General features: G+C 71.3%; 13 protein-coding genes. 7 read left to right on the top strand and 6 right to left on the bottom strand.

Going from position 1 to position 21,220, the window contains the following annotated elements; all coding sequences use genetic code 11:
- Positions 1–53: 53 nt before the first annotated feature.
- The gene (locus ABZ297_RS21105) at positions 54–878 is read right to left on the bottom strand and encodes a mycofactocin-coupled SDR family oxidoreductase (RefSeq protein ID WP_355348630.1); all 825 of its coding nucleotides are present in this window, start codon (positions 876–878) and stop codon (positions 54–56) included.
- A gap of 2 nt (positions 879–880) precedes the next feature.
- A complete protein-coding gene (locus tag ABZ297_RS21100; protein ID WP_355348546.1) occupies positions 881–1,594 on the bottom strand; it encodes an alpha/beta fold hydrolase in 714 nt (237 codons plus the stop codon).
- 676 nt (positions 1,595–2,270) lie between these two features.
- On the opposite strand from ABZ297_RS21100, the gene ABZ297_RS21095 reads away from it, so the two are divergent.
- The 6 genes from ABZ297_RS21095 (at position 2,271) to ABZ297_RS21070 (ending at position 6,626) form a co-directional block, all read left to right on the top strand.
- Positions 2,271–2,432 carry a hypothetical protein gene (locus tag ABZ297_RS21095; RefSeq protein WP_355348543.1) on the top strand — a complete coding sequence of 54 codons (162 nt, stop codon included), beginning with the start codon at positions 2,271–2,273 and terminating at the stop codon, positions 2,430–2,432.
- Positions 2,425–3,861 carry a LysM peptidoglycan-binding domain-containing protein gene (locus ABZ297_RS21090; RefSeq protein ID WP_355348540.1) on the top strand — a complete coding sequence of 479 codons (1,437 nt, stop codon included), beginning with the start codon at positions 2,425–2,427 and terminating at the stop codon, positions 3,859–3,861. The genes ABZ297_RS21095 and ABZ297_RS21090 overlap by 8 nt, the downstream gene beginning before the upstream one ends.
- A 101-nt stretch (positions 3,862–3,962) precedes the next feature.
- Positions 3,963–4,268: a hypothetical protein gene (locus tag ABZ297_RS21085; protein WP_355348537.1), complete on the top strand. Its 306-nt coding sequence runs from the start codon at positions 3,963–3,965 to the stop codon at positions 4,266–4,268.
- 20 nt (positions 4,269–4,288) lie between these two features.
- Positions 4,289–4,720 carry a YbaB/EbfC family nucleoid-associated protein gene (locus ABZ297_RS21080; protein ID WP_355348534.1) on the top strand — a complete coding sequence of 144 codons (432 nt, stop codon included), beginning with the start codon at positions 4,289–4,291 and terminating at the stop codon, positions 4,718–4,720.
- 245 nt (positions 4,721–4,965) lie between these two features.
- Positions 4,966–5,682, top strand: a complete 717-nt coding sequence (locus ABZ297_RS21075) for a GNAT family N-acyltransferase (protein WP_355348531.1) — start codon at positions 4,966–4,968, stop codon at positions 5,680–5,682.
- Entirely contained in the window at positions 5,679–6,626 is a 948-nt protein-coding gene (locus ABZ297_RS21070; protein ID WP_355348528.1) for a lysophospholipid acyltransferase family protein, read from the top strand. Before ABZ297_RS21075 ends, ABZ297_RS21070 begins: the two co-directional genes overlap by 4 nt.
- A 91-nt stretch (positions 6,627–6,717) precedes the next feature.
- Here ABZ297_RS21070 and ABZ297_RS21065 read toward each other — a convergent pair whose 3' ends face one another.
- Both ABZ297_RS21065 and ABZ297_RS21060 read right to left on the bottom strand, forming a co-directional pair.
- Positions 6,718–12,843 carry an RHS repeat-associated core domain-containing protein gene (locus ABZ297_RS21065; RefSeq protein WP_355348525.1) on the bottom strand — a complete coding sequence of 2,042 codons (6,126 nt, stop codon included), beginning with the start codon at positions 12,841–12,843 and terminating at the stop codon, positions 6,718–6,720.
- A 128-nt stretch (positions 12,844–12,971) separates the two neighbouring features.
- On the bottom strand, positions 12,972–16,274 hold the full coding sequence (locus tag ABZ297_RS21060) for a LamG-like jellyroll fold domain-containing protein (RefSeq protein ID WP_355348522.1): 3,303 nt from the start codon (positions 16,272–16,274) through the stop codon (positions 12,972–12,974).
- Positions 16,275–16,529: 255 nt separating this feature from the next.
- Between ABZ297_RS21060 and ABZ297_RS21055 the strand changes: the two genes are divergently transcribed.
- Positions 16,530–17,627, top strand: a complete 1,098-nt coding sequence (locus ABZ297_RS21055; protein WP_355348519.1) for an FUSC family protein — start codon at positions 16,530–16,532, stop codon at positions 17,625–17,627.
- Between the two features lie 88 nt (positions 17,628–17,715).
- Here the strand turns inward: ABZ297_RS21055 and ABZ297_RS21050 are convergent, their stop codons facing one another.
- Together ABZ297_RS21050 and ABZ297_RS21045 are read right to left on the bottom strand one after the other, a co-directional pair.
- Positions 17,716–18,732 (bottom strand): NAD-dependent epimerase/dehydratase family protein, encoded by a 1,017-nt coding sequence (locus ABZ297_RS21050; protein ID WP_355348516.1) that lies wholly within the window; start codon positions 18,730–18,732, stop codon positions 17,716–17,718.
- Positions 18,733–18,767: 35 nt separating this feature from the next.
- Positions 18,768–20,984, bottom strand: coding sequence for a bifunctional SulP family inorganic anion transporter/carbonic anhydrase (locus ABZ297_RS21045; protein WP_355348513.1), 2,217 nt, complete (start codon positions 20,982–20,984; stop codon positions 18,768–18,770).
- Positions 20,985–21,220: the final 236 nt, after the last annotated feature.

Genomic DNA, 21,220 nt, shown 5'->3' with positions numbered 1-21,220 from the left:
GTGGTCCGAAGTGGCAGGACGGCCCGGTGAGTGCGAGCCGGCGCGGGCGCGGGTCAGCGTGCTGTGAAGCCTCCGTCGACCGTGAGCACGCTGCCGGTGACCTGCCGGGATTCGTCAGAGGCCAGCCATACGGCGGCCGAGGCGATGTCGTCGGGCTCGATGAGGGCGTTCATGGGCTGGGCCTGGACGAAGGTCTCCTCGTGCTCGCCGACCGGGACGTCGAGAGAGCGCGCGATCTCCGACAGCATCCGGCCCTCGACGTGCGAGTCGTCGCGGACCGAACCGGGGCACAGCGCGTTCACCCTGACCTTGCGCGGGGCGTAGTCGAGCGCCGCCGCCTTGGTCAGGCCGACGAGACCGTGCTTGGCGGCCACGTACCCGGCGAAGTGCCGGTAGCCGACCAGGCCGGCGGTCGAGGCGATGTTGACGATGCTGCCGGAGCGCTGCTCGACCATGAGCCGGCCTACCGCGCGGATGGCGCGCCAGGCGCCCGAGAGGTCGACGTCGATCATCAGCTGCCACTCGTCCTCGTCGATCTCGTGCGTCACCTTGCCGGACGGCGCGGCGATGCCCGCGTTGTTGACGAGGACGTCGACGCGGCCGAAACGCTCGACCGCCGCGGCCACCGCGGACTCGATGTCGCGCGTCTCCCGCACGTCCGCCTGCCTGGCCAGGACGGAGACGCCCGACTCCCGGCAGAGCTCCGCGGTGTACTCCAGCTGGCTCAGCGAACCCAGCGGATACGGCACCCCGGGCAGGTCGCGCGCGACGTCGAGCAGCACCAGGTCGGCTCCCTCTCGCGCGAACGCCACGGCACTGGCACGTCCCAGACCGCGGGCCGCGCCGGTGATGACGGCGGTCTTCCCCGACAGGCGCATCGTCACCGTGCTTCCGGTGTCTCGAGCTCGGCGCCGATCAGCCGTAGCAGGGAGGCGGGGTCGTCGGCGAGGTACATGTGGCCGCCGTCGAGCTCGGCCGTGCCGAACCCGGCCGTGGTGGCCTGCGCCCACTGGGCGATCTGGTCCGCGTCCACCAGTTCGTCGTCGCGGCCGCGCAGTGAGGTGATCGGCGTGGACAGCGGCTTGTCCGAGGCGGGCCGGTAGTTCTCGTGCATCTCGACGTCCGCGCGCAGCATGGGCAGTAGCAGCGCCCGCATCTCCGGGTTCTCGAGAGCCGGATGCGAGTATCCGGCGAAACGCCGGACCTGCGCCAGGAAGCCGTCGTCGTCCAGGCCGGTGGCCCGGCTCTCCCGCCCGTTCCACGGCCCCGGAGAGCCGCTCACGAACAGGCGGGCCAGCCGGATCCCGTTCACACCGTCGAGCCGGTACGCCAGCTCGAACGCGAGAACCGCCCCGAGGCTGTGCCCGAAGAGCGCCACCCGGGCATCGCCGCCGAGCTGGTCCAGGACCTGGGAGCACGCGTCCTCGGTGGCGCGGGCGACCTCGGTGTGCGGAGAGTCGACGAAGCGCTCCTCGCGGCCGGGCAACTGCACCGGCAGGATGCTCAATCCCTCGGGCGCGTACCGCTGCCACCCCTTGAAGAAGGACGCACCGGCACCGGCGAAAGGCAGGCATATGAGGTACGTGGGTTCCATGAAGCGAGCTGCTCCGTTCCATCGTCCAGAGGCTGCGACCCCGTCAGTGTTCGTATGGGCCTCCCCTTGGCGGGCCCTCCGCCGAGAAGCATGGGAGACAGTTCCGGCTGGGCGTCGTCGACCAGCCGGCCCAGCGCGTGTCGGGTCACGTGCAGGGCTCGTTAAGCAGCCAGGTTTGGCGCATGCGACACGGCCATCGCGAAACGTCGCCAAACGTAAGCACTTCGGATCAGTGGGGTCAAGATCCGAAACAGGCCATTGTTGTGTATATCACAGAGGTGCTTGGGTGTTATGGGACAGCCGAAAGTCGCCGGCGAAGAGATTGCGAGACGCGGCCGCGGAGCCCGCGGGCCAGGTCACCCCCCTCGTCGACTCGGCTCAGCAGCCCTGATGCGGCGGGGCGCCCTCGTGCGGCACTCCGTTCACCTGGAGGGCCTGGCGCCCGAGATGTAACGATCGCTAGCGAACATCCCCATGCGGTGTCACAATGTGGACTGCGCAGTGATCATGCTCGCATGACCGCGATGCCTCACAGCTGCCAACGCTGGGCGAACACCGGGAGAACGCTTGGCGGGAGTGGCGTCGGTGCCGCGGGAACGTGGGTGTACGGCGGAGAGCTTCCGGGCACTCCCTGCGCTCTCAGGGGAAGACGCAGGCGGTGCATGAGGAGGCGTGGATGGCCCAGGTGACCGAGAGCTCGCTGGACGATCCGGCGACCGTGGGGGTCGGTTCACGAGGCGATCTGGCCGCGCTCGACCTCGGCCCGTACGCCCGCTGCCGGCATGGCGGGGGCGGCGAGTGCGCGCCTGGCGGACGGAGGTCCGTGCGCCGTGACTAACTCGCTGTCCGAGCTCATCCAAACGATCTTCAATGCCCAGCGGGCCGCCGGCAGCAACAGGGACCAGCTTCAGCTGAAGAAGATGGCCGTGGCGTGCGAGGGACTCGCCGCCGGGCTGAAGACTCTGGGGGACGAGCATTTCGACCCGGCCCTGCGAAGGGGGCAGGGAAGCTGGGGCGGCGGTGCGGCCGCGCACTACCAGGGGATGGCCGGCACGGTGTTCAGCGCGGAAACGCGCAAGGAGGTCATCAAGAACCTGGGCGAGGTGTCCAAGGCGCTGCGCGTCGCGCTGCAGGCGACCATCGAGACCCAGCGCGCCTACGAGGAGCTGAAGAAGTCCATCCGCGATGCCATCATCCTCAGCGTGGCCATCGGCCTGTTCGCGGGTGCCATGGGCAAGATCGCCGCACGGGCCGCCCAGGCCAAGATCGCCACTCAGGGCGCGACCTTCGCGTCCATGATCATGGCGCGGCTGGCCGCGCTGCTGGCGCGGGTCGGCATACCTGTGCGCAGGATCGCCGAGTTCATCTCCAAGAGCAAGATCCTCTCGCAGTTCAGGCCTACCAAGCTCGCCGGCAACCTCGTGCTGGACGGCACGCAGGGCATGTCGTTCGCCAAGACCAGCCTGGCGGCCATGAGCCACTTCTACAAGATGTTCGGCATGCAGATGGGCCTCAACTTCGCCTACATGGGGCTCGGCCGGACGTTGAGAGGCCAGTCGGTCTTCGCGCCCTTCGGCCTCGGATACGCGGAGATGGTCAAGTCCTCAAGTGTGTCAGCGGCCTTCCCGTTCGGCCGCGTCGGCTGGAACAAGCTGAAGAACAGGATCGGCTGGAGGGCGAACTTCCTCGCAGGTGTCACGACGGCAACCACCTACACGGTGGTCAACGACAGGCTCGAAGGCAAGTCGGCCGGTACGACCGTCGGGGACGTCGCCAGGATCGGACTGCTGAACGGCGGCTGGAGCGCCCTGAACGCCGTCATTCTCCGCAGGTACAACGTCACCGGCGACTTCGCTCAGCAGGGCATCACCAGCGCGGGCGCGATCATTCCCGGCACCGCGATACGCAACATCCCGCCGCCCATCGGCGTCCCGTTCAAGGCGCCCCCCGAGCAGCCGCAGATCAGCGACAGCGCGACCCAGGGGTACGGCACCGCCCCCAGCACCGGTGGCCATGCCGGCACCGACACCGGTGGCGGCACCGACACCAGTGGCCATACCGGCACCGGCACCGGTGGCGGTGGCGGTGGAACGCCTGCCGCCCCGTCGTCGCACGCGGTCGGGGGCGGCCAGACTCTGGAGAGCATCGCGCAGCAGGTGTACGGCGATGGGAGCCGCTGGCGCGAGATCTACGAGGCCAACCGCGACGTCATCGGCTCGGACCCGAACGCGCTGAGACCCGGTACGCGGCTGAAGATCCCCAAGTGATCTCTCCGACCAGCAGGCTCCCGCTGGACCCCGGGGCGGCGGAGCTCAGTCGAGAACACTGCCGGAGCTTCACACTGGACGGCCGTTGACAGGAGGACGCGATGGGACGCGAGAACGAGGGGATGCAGTACTCCTCTTCGGAGATGGGGACGGGCGGTAAGGCGGTTCACCAGGCGTCCGAGCAGGTGGACGGGCCGCTGGGGCGCTTCGTCGAAGACGCCAGGCCGACGGACACGTGCTTCGGCCTGGTGCCCCATGGTTCGCAAGAGCTGGCCACCAACTACTGGCAGTTCTACACGAACACCTGTGACTGGGTGGTCGCCCTGCAGTACAACCTGACGAACGCGGGGCTGACGTTGCTGCAGAGCAAGATCAACTACGACGCGACCGAGCCGCCGGGTCGCTAGCCGGAGACGAAGGAGGGCACGTGTTCTCTGGAGAGAACTTCCGCATGGACGACCTGTATCAGGTCGCGGAGGAGGCGGAGCGCATGCACCGTCGCATAGAGGTCGCGGCGAGCGAGCTCGAGGGGATCCAGGGTGTCGGCGAGAGCGCGGACGGCCGGGTCCAGGCTCGTACCGACGTCAACGGACGGCTCATCGAGGTGACGCTCGATCCGCGCGCCATGAAGATGAGCAGCCAGGACCTGGGTGAGGAGATCACGCTCGCGGTGCGGCGCGCGCAGGACGACGGCGATCTGCGGCGCGAGCAGGTCATGCGCGACGCCGTCGGCCACCTGCCGCAGACCCCTGACGAGGCCATGGAGCAGTTCGAAGGAGTCATGCACGCCTTCAACCAGACCATGAACGACCGAGAGGCCCAGCTCGACCAGATCATCCGGGATATTGACGAGCGCTAGGCGGCGAACCCTTCGGGGATGAGCGGCCAGACCCGCGTGCGCGGGGCGGTACGCGCCGCCCCACGGCGGGCGTAGCAGGCCGAAAGACGGTAGCGGTGGTCAGCGCCCCGGAGGCGCGGCCGGAGCGGCGTGCCCTTCGATGAGGTTCACCAGGCTGACGCCTGGGTGCCCCCATCGGGAGGCTCCGCCGTCATTTCGGCATGTCGACATAGTCGCGAGACGCTTCCAGGGAAGGACTCGCGCCCATGACGATCTCTCTTGACACCGGTCGCTACACGGTCGGCATGGCCACGAGCGCCGCCGACGTCCAGGCCGCCCAGCGGCTTCGCTACGAGGTCTTCGGCGAGGAGATGGGGGCGCGGCTCGACAGCCCGGTCTCCGGCCTCGACGTCGACAGGTTCGACGCCTACTGCGACCACCTCCTGGTCCGCGACCGCGACCAGGTGGTCGGCACCTACCGGCTGCTCCCTCCGGGCCGGACGGACCGGCTGTACTCCGACGGTGAATTCGATCTCGGCAACCTCGCCGCCCTCAGGAAGGACCTGGTCGAGGTGGGCCGCTCCTGCGTGCACCCCGATCACCGGGACGGCGCGGTGGTCGCCCTGATGTGGGCGGGCATCGCGCGCTATATGGTGACCGGCGGCCACCAGTGGCTGGCGGGCTGCTGCTCGGTGCCCCTCGACGACGGGGGCGCGCTCGCGGCCGGGGTCGCCGAGCGGGTGCCGGTGGGTCCGAAGGAGTATCGCGTCACGCCGCACGTCCCGTGGCGTGGCCAGGGCGCGGCCCGTCCCGACCGGTTCGTGCTGCCCGCTCTGCTCCGCGGCTACCTGCGGCTGGGCTCCTGGGTGTGCGGGGAGCCCGCGCACGACCGCGACTTCGGCACCGCCGACTTCTTCGTGCTGCTCTCGATGGCCAACGTGAACACCCGCTACCTGCGGCACTTCCTGGGGGAGCCGCGGTGAGGACGGTTGCAGGCCGCCTCGTGGAGATCAATCCCTGGCTGCGGATGGGGCCGTGCTCTCCCGAGGCGTGCGTGGAGGCCCCACTGGACGTCGCCGGGTTCTTCCGCCGCGTGACTCGGCTCGTCGCGGCGTTCCTGGTGCTGCTCGCGGGCGTCCCGGTCGCCGTCGCGGCTCGCTGGATGCGCGCGGCGTGGCGGGCGAAGGTCACGAAGGTCTGGGCGCGGCTGCTGCTGAGCGCGCTCGGCATCGGGATCGAGGTCGCGGCCGCCTCCGGTACGGAGGCGCAGGTGGACGAGCCGGGAGGAGTCCTGCTCGTGGCCAACCACGTGTCGTGGCTCGACCCGCTGGTCATGGCGGCCACGACGCCGTCGCGTCCGCTGGCGAAGCGGGAGATCGCCGACTGGCCCGTCATCCGGACGCTGGTGGCGGGCGCCGGGGCGCTGTTCATCGACAGGGAGCGGCTCTCCGCGCTGCCGTCGGCCGTCGCGGCGGTCGCGAGCGCTCTCAGGGCGGGCGACACGGTGGTCGCGTTCCCGGAGGGCACCACGTGGTGCGGGCGCGGGATGGGAGAGTTCCGCCCGGCCGTGTTCCAGGCGGCGATCGACGCGGGCGCCGCGGTGCGCCCGGCGACGCTGCGCTACCGCGAGGGGGAGGCGACCTCGACCCGCGGCTCCTACGTGGGGAACGACTCGCTGCTCGCCTCCTTCCTGCGGGTGGCCGCGACCCGGAACCTGGTCGTCGAGGTGACCCTGCTCGCTCCCGTACGGCTCGCTCCCTTCCGGGGCGCGCCCACCGGGAGGCGGCAGGAGGCGCGCGCGGCGCTGGCCAGGCTGGCCGAGTCCCAGGTGCGGGCCGGCGTCGAACGTCCGGACAAGCGCGCGGAGCGCGACGGCCGCGGCTGCACGAACGTCCGGGTGGAGGTTCCCCACACGGTGCCTGCCTGACGCGGAGCGGCAGGTGCCCGCCCGGATGACCGGGCGGGCACCTTGATCGGCTCGGATGGGATCGGCTCGGATCGGGACGGTCGGGGTCAGGTCAGAACAGTCCTCCGAGACCGCCGAAGAAGTCGTCGAGACCGCTCTGGTCGAAGTAACGGATGACACGGAACGTGCTGTCGGCGACCGTGCCGGCCTTCGTCTCGGGCGGCTCCAGTGACTCCGGCTTGTAGTCCTGTCTCATGCCCTGGCCCGAGCCCGAGGGCCGGGTCAGGTTCGGCGGCGGTGGGCCGTCCGGGTACATCTTCCCGTTGCGGAACACCGTGACGGACTGGGTCGGCTGTGACACGCCGTTGTTGCCGTACACCTGCCCGGGCCGCACGGCGGGCGAGCGGGTCACCTTGGGTGGCGACTGCCGTTGGGTCGCACGGTGGCTGGTCGGCCGGTGGGCAGGACGCGGACGCTCAGCCCTCCTGGTCGTCGCTCTCTGCACGCGCCCGCCGGTGACCCGCCGCACGTGCCTCGAGGTCCGCCTCGCGGCCTTCTTGGCCTGGCGCGCGGCCTTGGCGGCTCTGCGCTTGCGCGCCGCCTCGGCGGCCTTCTTGCGCGCCTGCTCCGCCTTCTTCTTGGCCTCCTCCGCCTTCTTCCTCCTGGCGAGCTCCTTCGCCTTCTTCTTGGCCTCCTCCCGGGCCTTCTTCTTCGCCGCGGCGATGGCCCTGCGCCGGGCCTCCTCCCGGGCCTTCCGCTTGGCCGCGGCGATGGCCCGCTGCCTGGCCAGCCGGATGGCGGCCCGCCTGGCCGCCTGCTGGGCGAGCTTCCTGGCCAGCGCCCGCGCCGCGATCCTGGCCACCACGGCGGCGACGATCCACACCCACTGCCCGTCGGCGTCGCTCATGGTGACAGGGCTGTTGTTGGCGTAGGCGTAGGCGTTGAGCTGCTGCGGGTCCTCCTCGTCGATGACGGGGTCGACGGACAGGAACCGCCCGTTCCTGGGGTCGTACTCGCGCGCCCCGAGCTGGACCAGCCCGATCGAGTGGTCCTGGACGCCGCCGACGAATCCGCGCTGGCCCGGCCACCACGGCGGCGGGGAGCCGCGATCCTCGCCGAACGGCGTCGTCCTGCGGAGGGCGATGTCGCCGTTGCCGGCGTTGACGGCGGCCTGCGCCGTGCCCTGGTGGTCGGAGGCCAGGAAGTAGACCTGGTTGTCGGGCGTGCGCACCGCCACCGGCTCGCCGTTGATGGTGTAGTAGCGGGTGGCCTCGACGGCGTCCTTGGCGTTGTCGAGCCGCAGCTCCATGTCGTCGATGTAGAGCGTCGAGTCCGTCGGCGTCTTGCGGAGCAGCCGCTCGCCGTCGGCGTCGTACACGAACGACGTGGTCTTGCCCGCTTCGGTCACCGACTCGAGGTTGCCCTCGGAGTCCCAGACCAGGCTCTGGTCGGCGGTTCCGACCTTGCGCCTGGTGGTGTTGCCCGCTTCGTCGTAGCCGAACGTGTCCGTCCCCACGGACTGGACGGCGTGCGGCTGCTTCTCGCCGGGCTTGGGGTAGGTGGAGGAGCGGACCGACTCAGCGCGTCCGCCGAACGCGTGCTGGGTCTCCTTGATCCGGTTGCCCGTGAGGTCGTAGGCGTAGCTGGTCGCGTACGGCGCCACGCCGCCGATCTTGTCGGACTGCGGGGAGCCGCCGGCGCAGTCGTCGGTGGCCGTCCAGGCCGAGGTCAGGCGGCGCAGATGGTCGTAGGTGAAACACTGCGTGTCCTGACCGCTCGCCTGATCGGTGATCTTGGTGATGTTGCCGACGGGGTCGTAGGTGTAGTTCAGATCCAGGTCGCTCGCCGGGGCCGACTCGCGGTCCAGCCGCGTCCGGGTCAGCCGCTGGGTGGTCTCGTCGTGGGTGAAGGTGAGCCAGCTCTTCTTGCCGCCCGTGCTCAGCTCGTACTGCAGGGTCTCGCCGAGCTTGGAGTACCGGGCGGCCGTGACGTACGACGACAGCCCGCTGACCTTGGTCGGCTGGCTCAGCCCGTCGTAGGTGTAGACGACCGACTCGTCGGCCAGCCCGCCCGCGGCCGGGAAGCTGACCGACTGGACCTGGTCGTCGAGGGTGTAGCGGGTGTTGAGCACGTACGACCCGGCCAGCTTGCCTTCCCGGGCCGGGATGGTGACGGTCTCCCGCAGGGCGCGGTAGTCGACGTCGATCGTGTTGATCTCCGCCTTGTACGCCTGGCCGCCGACGTAGCGGATGCTGGCGTTCTGGTGCCCCTTGGCCAGCCCGTCGTACTTCCACTCCGCGAGCAGCGGGCCGTCCTTGGAGCCCTCGTGCGTCTCCACCTTGCGGCCGAGCGCGTCGTAGACGTAGGCGAGGGTCTTGCCGCGCGCGTCGGTGGAGGTGAGCATCTCGTCGGCGTCGTTGTAGGTGAACGTGGTGACGCCCTTGTCGGGGTCCTCGGTCCTGATCTCCCGGCCGCGCATGTCGTAGGCGTGCCGCCACACGTTGCCCGCGGGGTCGGTCACGCTGGCCAGCCGGCCCGCGGTGTCGTAGGTGTACTTGGTCGAGTCGTACTCGCCGGTCGGCGTGGCGCCCTTGTACTGCCGCAGCTCGATGAGCCGGTCCTCGGCGTCGCCGATGCGGGTGACGGCGGTGCCGCCCGGGGGAGGAGTGATGTGCGCCCGGTCGCCCTGCTGCTGGACCGAGGCCCGCCACTTCTCCACGCCCTTGGCCCGCAGGATCTGCGCGTTCACCTCGCCGGTTCCGTCGTAGACGTAGCCGAGCTGGCTGGGCACGTCCGCGTCGGCCACGCCGAGCAGGTCGGTGCCCGGCTGGCCTGGGCTGAAGTAGCCGCTGTTGCTCTTGGCCACCTCGCCGAGCGAGTTGTAGATGGTGTCGGTGATCGTGCGCCCGTCGCGCAGCGCGGGGTCCTGCGTCTGGTCGTCGCGCGGCGCGGGCTCCTGGGTCTGCCGCTCGCGCAGCAGGCCGTCGTAGAGCTCGTGGCTGATGGCGTAGCCGCCGTCGCCCCGCAGGGTCTTGGTGGTGACGACGTTCGGGCCGTCGGTGCGCGTCAGGTAGGAGTACTCGGTGTTGGGCGACTGGTTCGCCGCCTTGCTCCGGTCGCCCTGCCACACCTTGACGACCCGGCCGAGCGCGTCGTACTCCGTGTCGGTGCGCCGGTTGTTGGCGTCGACCGCGGCCACCGGCTCGCCCCACGCCGGTTCGAGCAGGGTGCGTTCCTCGTGCCCGAGGGCGTTGGTCTCCTTGACCTCGGTCGCCGGGGCGCCGGAGGCCGGCGTGTAGGTGGTGGTGACCTTGGTGCCGACCGCGTCGGTCTCGCTGATGGTGCGCCCGTAGGCGTCGTACGTCAGGGTGGAGTTGGTGACGGTCGTGCCGTCTCCGGACGCGACCTCCTGAATCGTGGTGACGTCGCCCTTGACCGGCCCCTGGCCGAACGGGCCGTCGTCGTACTGCACCCGCTCGTCGGAGATCACGTCATCGGCGGCCAGTTTGGCCACGGCGGTGCCGCACCCCGCTGCGACCTTCTGGATCCTGCTGGTGTAGTCGAGCATCCAGGCCGTGCTGTTGCGGGCGTAGGTGTAGCGCGTGCACTCGTCGTCCTCGGCGGTGGCCAGGTCGCCCTGCTCGTCCACCTGGGTGACCAGGCCGTGCTCGTCGTAGGAGCGGGTCTCTCCGGTGCGCCGCCACTTGCCGCCCTCCAGGGCGGTGCGGGTGACGGTCGACTTGTCCTCGACGATGTACGCGGTCTTGGTGACGCCGTTCTGGGTGGACTCGGCGGTCTTCAGCGACCACGGCTCCTCTGTCGTGGCGGCCAGGATCGCCCCGCCGTCCCCGTCGTAGAGGATCTCCTCCCGTTCGACGCCGGCCAGCTGGTCGAGGTCGTCGAGCTTGCCACCCTCGGAGTCCACGACCTGCGCGCTGCGCTTGGAGCCGTCGGCCAGGCGGTCGCCGTCCATGCCGCGGAAGTACCTGAACTCGGTGAGCGTGCGCTTGCTGTCCTGTCCGTCGCCCTGCCGGACGCGCACCCTGCCGAACCCGCGCCAGTCGGCCCAGGTGCGGTGCTCGGGCTTCACCAGGATGTTGTCGGCGTAATGCCAGGCGGCTCCGTCGAGGTACTCGTAGTCGGTGACCACCCACGGCGACCCGGCGACCCGGTCCACCTCGACGGTCTGCTTCACGACGTACTTGTGGAACCAGTCGGTGACCTCGGCCTCGTTCGGCGGCGCCCAGCGCTGCGGGAAGCAGAGCCGGGTGTTGCGGTCGGCGGCCGGCACGTCTCCCGGCTTGCAGTCGGCAGGGGCGTAGTTGACCCGCAGCTCCCCGCCGGTCTCGTTGTTGACCGTCTGGACCCGCCACTTGACCAGCGGCGGGCGGCCCTCGTTCGAGTCCACCCTGTTGGGCAGCTGCACGCCGGTGAACGTGATCTTCGGCAGCGTGATCGTGCCGCCCACGTGGCCGCTCTGCTGGAGGGACGCCAGCCAGAGCGCGGGGCTGAGCCCGTCACCCGAGGCGGGGAAGGACTGCGTCAGCGTCCAGGAGTCGACCGCGCAGTAGGGCTGGCCCGAGCACTTGGCGGTGTCGGTGTTCAGCACCTGCGTGGTGACCTTCGCCAGCCGCTTGCGGGTGAAGAACGTCGGCGCCAGCCGGTCGGTGCACTTCTCTCCGGAGCCGCAGACCTGGTCGAAGGGGACGTCCGGCCAGTAGCTCGCGGTCTCCTTCTTGAGCTGGTCGGGGGCGCAGGTGACCGTCCCGCCGGGCACGCACCGCTCGGCCACGTCGAAGACCACGCGGGCCGCCGGGGACCTGGTGAACAGCTCGCCCTGCAGGTAGCCGTAGTCGATCCGGGTCAGGTAGCCGCCGCGCATGTACTCGGTGCCCAGCTCGGGCTTCATGTTGCGGCCGTAGAAGTTCTTCTCGACCTCGTACCAGTAGGTGATGGCGTTGCCGTGCGTGTCGACCGCCAGGTCGAGGTTCCACCGGTACGCCTGCCGGCACCAGGCCGCCGCCGGGTCGCTGTTGTAGCAGGGCTCGCCGCTGTTGTTGCCGAACACCGGCGTCGTCCACGTGGACTTCGTCTCCGGCTTGCCCGACACCCAGCCGGGCAGCCGGTTGAGCCCGAAGCTGTACTGGGTGCCGTCGGCGGTGGTGACCCGCCAGTACTCGCCGTCGTTGTCGCCGTTGACGGCCCCCTTCAGGTACTCGACCCGGGTCCCGTCATCGTGCTGGGGCCGCCACTGCTTGGTCGTGGCGTCCTTGACCAGCTCCACCGCTGAGTTGCCCAGGGCCAGCGTCGCGTTCTCCTGGTCCCAGCACAGGTCACCGGTCTTCTTGCCGTCCAGCATGCACGACTTGTACCGGCGCTCGATGTAACCGCCCGGATTCAGCTCGAACCCCTCACCCACCCAGGAGGCCTGGTTGTTGGTGGAGGCGGTACGGCCGTCCACGCTCTGCGAGGAGTAGGCGATCGACATCTCCGGCTCGTCGCCGCCCAGCGCGGGCGGCGCCCGCAGCTCGTAGCCCCAGCTGAAGTCACCTGACTGGGCGCCGACGCTCCAGTCGGCAGAGGGCGACAGCGAGGTGGCCGCGTGGTCGCCCGACGGGCCGGCCGCCGCGGCGGTCACCGCGTACAGCGCGGGCAGGTCGACGTCGGCGGTCAGCGTCCCCGCCTTCGTGTCGTTGTCGCCGGGTACCGGCTCCGGTTGCGGGCAGGCCGCCCCGGACGTGGCGGCGGTCAGGGCGCACTCGTCCAGCCGGACCATCCGCAGCCTGGCGCCGTAGTCGCCGCCGAAGGCGTAGCGGAAGCCGGAGTAGTCGATCTCCAGGCGGGTCTTGCCGGACTTCGCCGCTATGCCCTGGCCCGGGGAGACCCGCATCGCCAGGCCGAGCAGGCCCGTCGGCGCGGTGTCGAGCAGTTCGACGCGGACCCGCTCGGGGGTGGCCGCCTTGGCCGACGCCTTCCGCTCGGCGAGCCGCACCGGGAAGCCGGCGGCCAGCGACTGCGTCTTACCGGTCGCGTCCAGCTCGACGGCCTGCGGCTTCGGCCAGGTGACTCCTGGCGGCGCCTTCCACGCCTGCTTCTCCGCCGGATCGGCCGATTTGGGCAGCACCGGCACCGGCCGCCCGCGAACCGGGGCCTCGTTTCGCACCGCCGGGGCGGAGCGTGCCGCCGCGCTCGCGGGCATCGCGTACGCCAGCGGCGCGACCATGACGACGGCCAGCATGGCCGCCAGCCGCCGAGGCCACGGCGACGGGCGTGCTGGTTGCTGAAAACGATTCCAGTGGGATTCGGGCAGGTCTAACTCACTCGGTACATCCATTGATCTCACCCAATCTGTGGGACGAGTCGGGACTACTGGGCGGCTAGTTGGGCGATCTGCTCGGCGCTCAGCACGCCGTCATAGGTGCGGACGTCGTCAACGGTCCCCGGCCAGTAACCGGTGAAGGCTCCGGCGGTCTTGGTCCGGCCCAGCTGCAGCGGGCCGAGGGCGTTCCAGGCGCTCACGTGGTTGGCGACGGTGCCGGCGGACAGCCGCCCGTTGACGTAGATGCGCAGCTCACCCTGCAGGGGGTCGTACACCCCGGCCACATGAGTCCACTCCATCGGCGCTGGGACGGAGTCGGAGCGCGTGCGCGCCGGTGCGGCCGTGTCGGTGTCGGCGGCGGCCATGCCCAGCGCCCACCGCCCCTGCTCCTTGTCGTAACCCAGCTGGAAGCCGCTGGCCCTGGTGCCGGACTGGGAGACGATGGCGGTGTCGCGGGTGGGCAGGTAGTCGAGCTGCGTCCAGGCGGCGACGGTGAACCCGGCCGTGGTGTTGACGGCGGGCGTGGGGGCCTGCGCGTGGCCGCTGACGCCGTCGAGCGCGAGCGCGCCGTCCAGCCAGCCCGCGGTCCAGGTGGCGCCGCCGGCCAGGGTCGCGGCCGAGGCCCGGCCCGAGGAGTCGGCGGCGGCGGTTCCGGTGTCCTCGTCCAGCTTCCAGTGCCCGACGAGCGTCGCCGCGCTGTTCACCAGGTCGGCCACCTCGTCGGCGAACATCGCCCGGCCGTACACGCGCACCTCGTCGAGGTCACCCGGCCAGAAGTCGGCCGCCGCCCCGCCGGCCTTCGCCCGTCCGATCGCCAGGGGCCCGGTCGCCTCCCACGGCTGGGTGAACGGGACCGTCGACTCCAGGCGGCCGTTGACGTACAGCGACAGCTCGCCGGCGGCCGCGTCGTACACGCCGGCGAGATGGGTCCACTCGCCGAGCCGCGGCGCGGTCTCCGACAGCGCGCGCACGGCCGGCGCTCCGTCGGCGTCCGCGGTGGCCCGGCTCAGCGCCCAGCGGTTCTCGGCCTTGGCGTACTGCAGGGAGAAGCCCGCGGCGCGCCCGCCGTCCTGGCTGACCGCCGCCGCCGCGGCGTTCGCGCTGGTCAGGCGCACCCAGGCGGCGACGGCGAAGTTGCGCTGGGTGGACACGACGGGGCCGGTGGTCTGCGCGTGGCCGCCGGCGCCGTCGAGCCGCAGCCCCAGGCCGGTCCGGCCGGTGGTCCAGGTGGCCTGGCCGGTCAGGGTGGCCTGGTGGGCGCCCGCGCGGTCGGCGGCCACGGTGCCCTGCCCGTCGTCGAGCGTCCAGTGCCCGTCAGGGGCGGTGCCCCCGTTGACGTTGAAGAGGTAGGTGCGGATCGGTCCCTGCTGGCCCGCGCGGTCCTTGCTGCGCACCGACAGTACGTTCGGGCCGTCGTGGCGCGGGGTGAGCTGGATCGTCGCCGAGCCGTCCTGGCCGGCGGCGACCTCCGTCTTCGGCGCGGTGTCCAGCCCGTAGACGTAACCGGCGACGTCGGTGACGCCGTTGGGCGTGAAGGCGAACGAGCCGGACCGCCCGACGCCGTCGCTCCAGCGGTCCTCGAGATACTGGGACGAGCTCACCCCCGGCTCCCTACCGGGGGCCGAGGCGTCGACGGTCGCCTCGCACCAGGGGCCCCACGCGCTGGTGGTCTTGCCGTCCTCCGCGCGGACCCGCCAGCGGATCACCGAGCCGTCCGCGTAGGCGCCCTGCGGGACGACCGCGTAGAAGGCGCTGCCCGTCCCCTGCAGCGCGGTGACGTTCTCGCCCACCTTCGTGCCGGCGGCGTTCCACCACTCGAACCGGCCCATGACCGAGTTGTCGGCGTCGCGCAGCTTCGCCCACAGCTTCGGCGTGGAGCCGCCGATGACCGGCCGCCCGTCGCCGGAGACGCAGCCGCCTCCCGGGTCCGACCAGAGGTCGGCGGCCGTGGGGGCGTCAGGGTAGGAGTTGTACTCGATCACCAGGCTCGGGTTGTTCTTGAATTTCTTCCAGCCGTAGACGTCCGTCTCGCTCGTGGCCCTGAGACCGATGGTCATCGTGGGCCACTTCTTCGCGGCGGCGTCCACGGCCTGGCTGGTCACGTTGAACTCCACCCCGCCGGGCAGGCAGGCCGAGCCCCAGCCCTTGGCCACGTTCACCGTGTCGAGGATCCGGTCCCACTTCGGCTGGTTGTTCCAGGTGGTGCTCTTGCTGATCGTGTTGGTCGCCCAGGCTTCGACCTTCCGCGCGCTGCACGAGTACGACCACGTCTCGTACGTCCGCAGCGTCGCCTTGATGATCTGCTTGCCGTGGATGGTGGCGCCCGTGTTCATCTGGAAGAACGACCGGTTGGTCTGCCCGGAGACGTGTCCCGCCCTGGCGACGTCGTTGGCGTTCAGGAAGTTGGAGTTGGGATTGTTGCTCCAGACGGACGTCCACGCGCCGCGGGCCGCCGAGAAGAACGGGTCGAGGTAGACGGGGAACCTGGTCGCCGGGTCCTCGATCATGCCCCGGTGCGGCCTGAGCACCATCGTCCTGCCGTTGAGCTCGACGCCCATCACCTCGTGGCGGGCGTCCGCTGGCGAGCCCTCCCCGGCGGCCAGCGTGCGCTCGGCCGAGGTCCCCGAGGAGTCCCACATCATCGGCGGCGAGGCGGTGAAGATCGTCCCGCCGTTCCCGTCGACCGCTTCGAGGTTGCCGCCCTTGTCGGACTTCATCGACAGCCCGCGGGTCGAGAGCGGGTAGCTCAGTGCGGCCAGCGCCTTGTTCCCGGCCGCCGCCCGCGACTTGACCACCAGGACGTGGGAGAAGCCGTCGACGTCCGCCCGCACCTGGAGGTCCACGCCCGGCAGCACCTCGGGGTAGGTCACGGTGTCGCCGTTCAGCACCGGCTTCGGCAGCGCGCCCTGCCACCCCAGCTCCAGCGCCTTGCCGCCGCGGGTCATCCGGGCGAGCGGCGCGCTCCCGCCGCCGGAGAAGCGCAGGCCGACCGCCGTCGCGACGGGGGCGATCGAGCCGTCGGGCTGGAGCCGGAGCGTCGCGTCCGCCCCCACCCATCGGCCCGCCTGACGTACCCGCACCGGCCGGGCGTACTGCTCCAGGACGAAGGTGCCGTCCGGCTGGGCGAAGACCTGGCGCGTCTCGGTGCGCATCGCGTCCACCTCGACCGGCTGCCGCGTTCTGCGGGCGGCGGCGAGAGCGGACTCCTGCGCGGGTTCCGCGCTCCGCCGCAGATCGGCGGCGCCCGTGGTCTGTTGTCGAGTGGTGGCGACGGCGTCCGGAGGGGCGAGAGGCGCTGCCGCGAGCGCGCCTGCCACCATCACCACGACCAGCCCACGAGCTCCGCGCATCCGCCCTCGCCGTTGTGCAGCCGGGGACGCCACGCGGGCCAGTGCTCGCCCGGCGCCTCCACGATCTTCAATTGACGAACGGATTGTCACCCACGTATCTCGACCCGTCCAGATCTGTTGGCATATTTCGTCAGAATTCCATTCTGTCTGGAGAAAACCTCCAGAAACATGCACGTGCCAGCCGCGTAACCAGGCACGTGTACGGTGCGTGCACCCGGGGAGAGGACACCCGTCGAGACGAGAGAGCCGGAAGCCTTGGAGTACAGCCGACAGTCCGTGCACGCCGACCTGCGCAGGCGGCTACGCCGGGTGGCCGTGATGACTCCTTCCGTCGCCCAGTGCGCCGTCGCGGCCGCGCTCGCCTGGCTGGTCGCCCGCGACGTGCTGGGCCACCCCCGCCCGTTCTTCGCGCCCATCGCCGTGGTGATCTGCATCGGCGTCGCCACGGGGCAGCGGCTGCGCCGGCTGGCCGAGCTGGTGGTCGGGGTCACCCTGGGCGTGGGCGTCGGCGACCTGCTGATCTCTCAGATCGGGTCCGGCGCCTGGCAGATCGCCCTGGTGGTGGCGCTTGCCATGCTCGCCGCGGTCTTCCTGGACAGCGGCTCGCTCATCGTGCTCCAGGCCGGCTCGTCAGCCGTGCTGGTGGCGACCCTGCTGCCGCCCACCGGAAGCGGCGGCTTCGACCGCATGGTGGACGCCCTGGTCGGCGGGCTCCTGGGAATCGCCGCCGTCGCGGTGCTGCCCGCCAGCCCGCGCACCATCGTGCACCGGCACGCGTCGCCGCTGTTCGAGGCGCTGGCCGCGGCGCTCGACGGGGCCGCGCAGGCGATCAACCACGACGACCCTGAGCGCGCCCGGCGCGCCCTGGAAGCCGCCCGGCTGACGCAGCCGCTGGTGGCGGGCTTCTCCGAGGCCCTGCAGACCAGCATGGAGATCACCACGATCTCGCCCCTGTACCGGCAGCGACGCCGGCATCTCCAGGCGTACCAGACCGCGTTCGCCCCCCTCGACCACGCGCTGCGGAACACCAGAGTGCTCCTGCGCCACAGCGTCTCCGTGCTCGGTGAGCACCAGATCCCCGCGGAGACGACGGGCGCGCTGACCGAGCTGGCCAGGGCGACGCTGCTGCTGCGCGACGAGCTCGCCGCGAGCGAGCAGCCGGCTTCGTCCAGGGCGGCGCTGCTCGGCGTGGCCGGCGGCCTGCACGCGCTCAACGCGGCCAGGGCCGGGTTCTCGGCCCAGGCGATCACGGTTCAGCTCGTGTCGATCACCTTCGACCTCCTGCAGGCCGCCGGGCTCGACCAGGCGGCGGCGACAGACGCGCTGCCCAAGCTCGACGCGCCTCCCGACTGACCTCCCGCGCTCAGCCGGCGCTCACGCGCCAGGGGAGACGGTGGTCGTCACCGCGTGCGGGTCCGCCCGGAGGCCCGGGCCGCGAGGGTCACGCCGGGCGCGCGGCCCAGGCGGACAGGATCGCCGCCTCCTTGTCCGCCGCGATGCCGTGCTGTCGCCTGGAGCCGTACGTGCGCTGCTCCTCGGGGATGTCGCGCAGCCACGCCCACGTGTCGCGCACCGTCTCCGACGCCGGACGCACCCGCAGCCCGGCCGCCTCCGCCTTGGCCGTCGGCACGCTCCAGAAGTTCTCCGTCACCTCCGACGGCGGCCCGCCCCACAGGGGCAGCTCGACGAACGGGTCCACGCCCTGGTCGACCAGGAACTGGCTGTCGGCCCAGACGAACTCCGCGTCCGAGCCGGTCGCCTCCTTGCACAGCTCCAGCCACTGGCCGTAGGTGATGTGCCCGGTCGGGCCGGTCAGCACGTACCGGTCGCGGGTGCCGCGTTCCGCGTGCTCCAGGGTGAAGACGGCGATGTCGCGGGCGTCGATGAACTGCATGGGGGAGTCGGGGTCGCCGGGGGCGAGCACCTGGCCGCCGTGCGAGATCCGGGTCAGCCACCAGGGCATCCGGGCGATGTTCTCGTGCGGGCCCAGGATGATCCCGGGCTGGACGATCAGCACGTTCCCGTCGAAGCCCTGCTCGACGGCGCGTTCGCAGCCCGCCTTCAGCACGCCGTAGTCGCCGTCGTCGGGGCCCGCGTCGGGCGCGCACTCCCACAGCTCCGGCTGGTCACCCACGGGCTTGCCGGGGAAGCCGTCGATGGCCGAGACCGTGGAGATGAACGCGTACGTCTGCGCGCGCCCCGACAACAGCCTGACCGCCTCGCCCACCTCCACCGGGACGTAGCCGTTGACGTCCACGACGATGTCCCAGGAGCGCCCCGCGGTCAGCCGTTCGAGGTCCTCGGTCCGCTGACGGTCGCCGTGGACCGGCTCGACACCCGGCACGTCCGGATGGCTCTGCCCCCTGTTGAAGGTCGTGACCTGGTGTCCGCGGGCAAGCGCCTCTTCCACGATGGCGCGGCCGAGGAACCCCGACCCGCCCAGTACCAAAGTTCTCATAAGGGCCATTGTTCGCGTACAGCCAGGCCGAACGGTCACGCCTTCACGGAGAGCGTAGGAGACGGCAGCATGTGCACCCTGGCCGAGCCGATGTCGAAGTAGAGCCCCACCAGTTCCAGCTGCCCGGCCCGGACCTGCTCGTCGACCTTCCGGTACGTGCGCAGGTTCTCCAGCTGCTGCTGCACGTTGACCCGGCACAGCTGGTCCAGTGCGCTCTTGTCGAGCCCCTCGGACGTCTCGATGAACCTGGCCAGGCTCTGGTATCCGTGCCGCAGCCACCGCCGCAGGCCCGGCATGCTGCCCGCCTTCACCCCGCCGCTGAGCAGCCCTGCCATCGCCCCGCAGCCCGAATGACCGCACACCGTGATCGTGTGCACGCCGAGGACCTGCGTCGCGTACTCGATCGCCGCCACCACCGAGTCGTCGTGCGGCTCGGCGTCTCTCCTGGGCACCAGGTTGCCGATGTTGCGGACCGTGAACAGGTCACCGGGACCGCTGGCGGTGATCAGGCTCGGGATGATCCGCGAGTCGGCGCAGGTGATGAACAGGTGCGTGGGCTGCTGCTTGCGGGCCAGCTCGCTGAAGATCGGCCGCACCAGCGGCGCGGTGTGCCGGTGGAACTCCCGCGCCCCCACCGTGAGCTGGCACTCCGCCCTGGCGGGGGCGCCGGCCGACAGGCCAGGGGACGGCGGCGAGTGCCGTACGGGACGGCGACGGCGGTGCGCCCACGGCAGCCACCACCGGTCGGGCGCCCTGGGAGGCGTCTTGGCCGGGAACATGCGGGCCCCACTGGCCGCCATCGAGTACCACTCGTCGTGGATCTCGTCGATGTCGACCGTGCCGCCCAGCCGCTCGTGGTCGAGCCGCCAGGAGTGGATCGCCTCGAAGGCGGCGTTGTCCATGAAGTCGATGTTCAGGTCGAGGTCCACCGCCGCGCCCGCCGGGATGGCGCGCAGCTCCTGGGTGAGGCGGGGGACACCGAGGAAGGTGAGCGAGCCGGAGATCGTCGCGTGCCAGCGCCCGTCGGACTCCTCCTTGGCCTTGACCGTGACCCAGGTGAGCCGCCGCAGCGCGAGCAGCGCCGCCAGTGCCAGCCCCGCCAGCACCCCCTCGGCCAGCCCCAGCACGACCACGGCGGCCATGGTCACCACGTAGACCGGCACCTCGCCGTGCCCGTGGACCTTCCTGACATGGCCGAGGTTCACCATCTGGACGCCGATGAACACCAGCAGCGCCGCCAGCGCCTCCATCGGGATCAGCTTGATCGTCCAGCCGAAGCCGAGCGCGAACACCAGCACCCACACCCCGTGCAGCACCGCCGACCACCGGCTGCGCCCGCCCGCCTGGACGTTCGCGGTGCTCCGCACGATCACGCCCGCCACCGGCAGCCCGCCCAGGGCGCCGGCGACCATGTTGGCGACGCCCTGGCCCGCCAGCTCCTGGTCGAGGTCCGCGCGGCGGCCGTCGTGCATGCTGTCGACCGCGACGGAGCAGAGCAGCGACTCGACGCCCGCCAGCAGCGCGACCAGCATCACGGCCGCCACGACGCGGTGCCAGTCGCCCTGCGGCAGCACGGGGAAGGCCCACTCGGTGAGGCTGTTCGACAGGTCGACGCGGGTGACGTCCCAGCCGAACGCCCACGCGGTGAGCGCGGCCGCGAGCAGCGCGGCGAGCGGCGCGGGCACCGCCCTGACCTGGCGGGGCAGCCGGGTCCACAGCCCCAGCACGGCGATCGTGAGCACGCCCACCGCGACCGTGTGCCCGTGCATCTCGGCGAGCTGCTCCGGTAGCTGGATCAGGTTGGCCAGGGCCGAGCGCTGCGGGCTGCCGCCCAGCACGATGTGCAGCTGGGAGAGCGCGATGACGACGCCGACGCCGGCCAGCATCCCGTGGACGACCGCGGGGGAGACCGCCAGCGCCGCCCTGGCCGTCCTGAACACGCCGAGCAGGAGCTGCACGACGCCGGCCAGCAGCGTGATCATGCAGGTGGCCCGCCAGCCGTAGGTCTGCACCAGGTCGGCGACCACCAGCGAGAGCCCCGCGGCGGGGCCGCTCACCTGGACGACGGAGCCGCCCAGCGCGCCCGCCACGATCCCGCCGACCACGGCCGCTATCAGACCGGCCGCCAGCGGCGCCCCCGACGCCATCGCGATGCCCAGCGAGAGGGGCACCGCGATGAGGAAGACCACGAGCGAGGCGGGCACGTCGTGCCGGAGCGTGCTCAGGACGCTACTGAGAGTGGCGCGGGTCATGCGGCAACCCTATTGCCCCGGCCGCCCGGCTCTTAAGGGGTCTTCATCGGGTTTTACGCATTCATGGCCGCCGACCCCGGCGCGGCGCCGCGCAGAGCGCGCGGCAATCGTGCCGCACGCGCCCCAGACTCGGCGGGGGGAGCGTGTCCTGCGCCCGGCGTCAGCGGTAGTAGTCGGGGGACTCGGGCTCGGGTGCCCGGCGCCGGCCGCCCGCGCGCCTGGCCTTGCCCGCCTCC

Source organism: Nonomuraea sp. NPDC005983 (genome assembly GCF_040614375.1).
Taxonomy (GTDB): Bacteria; Actinomycetota; Actinomycetes; order Streptosporangiales; family Streptosporangiaceae; genus Nonomuraea.
Note: the sequence above shows the minus strand (reverse complement) of the source record. Positions and strands in the feature narration are given on the sequence as shown.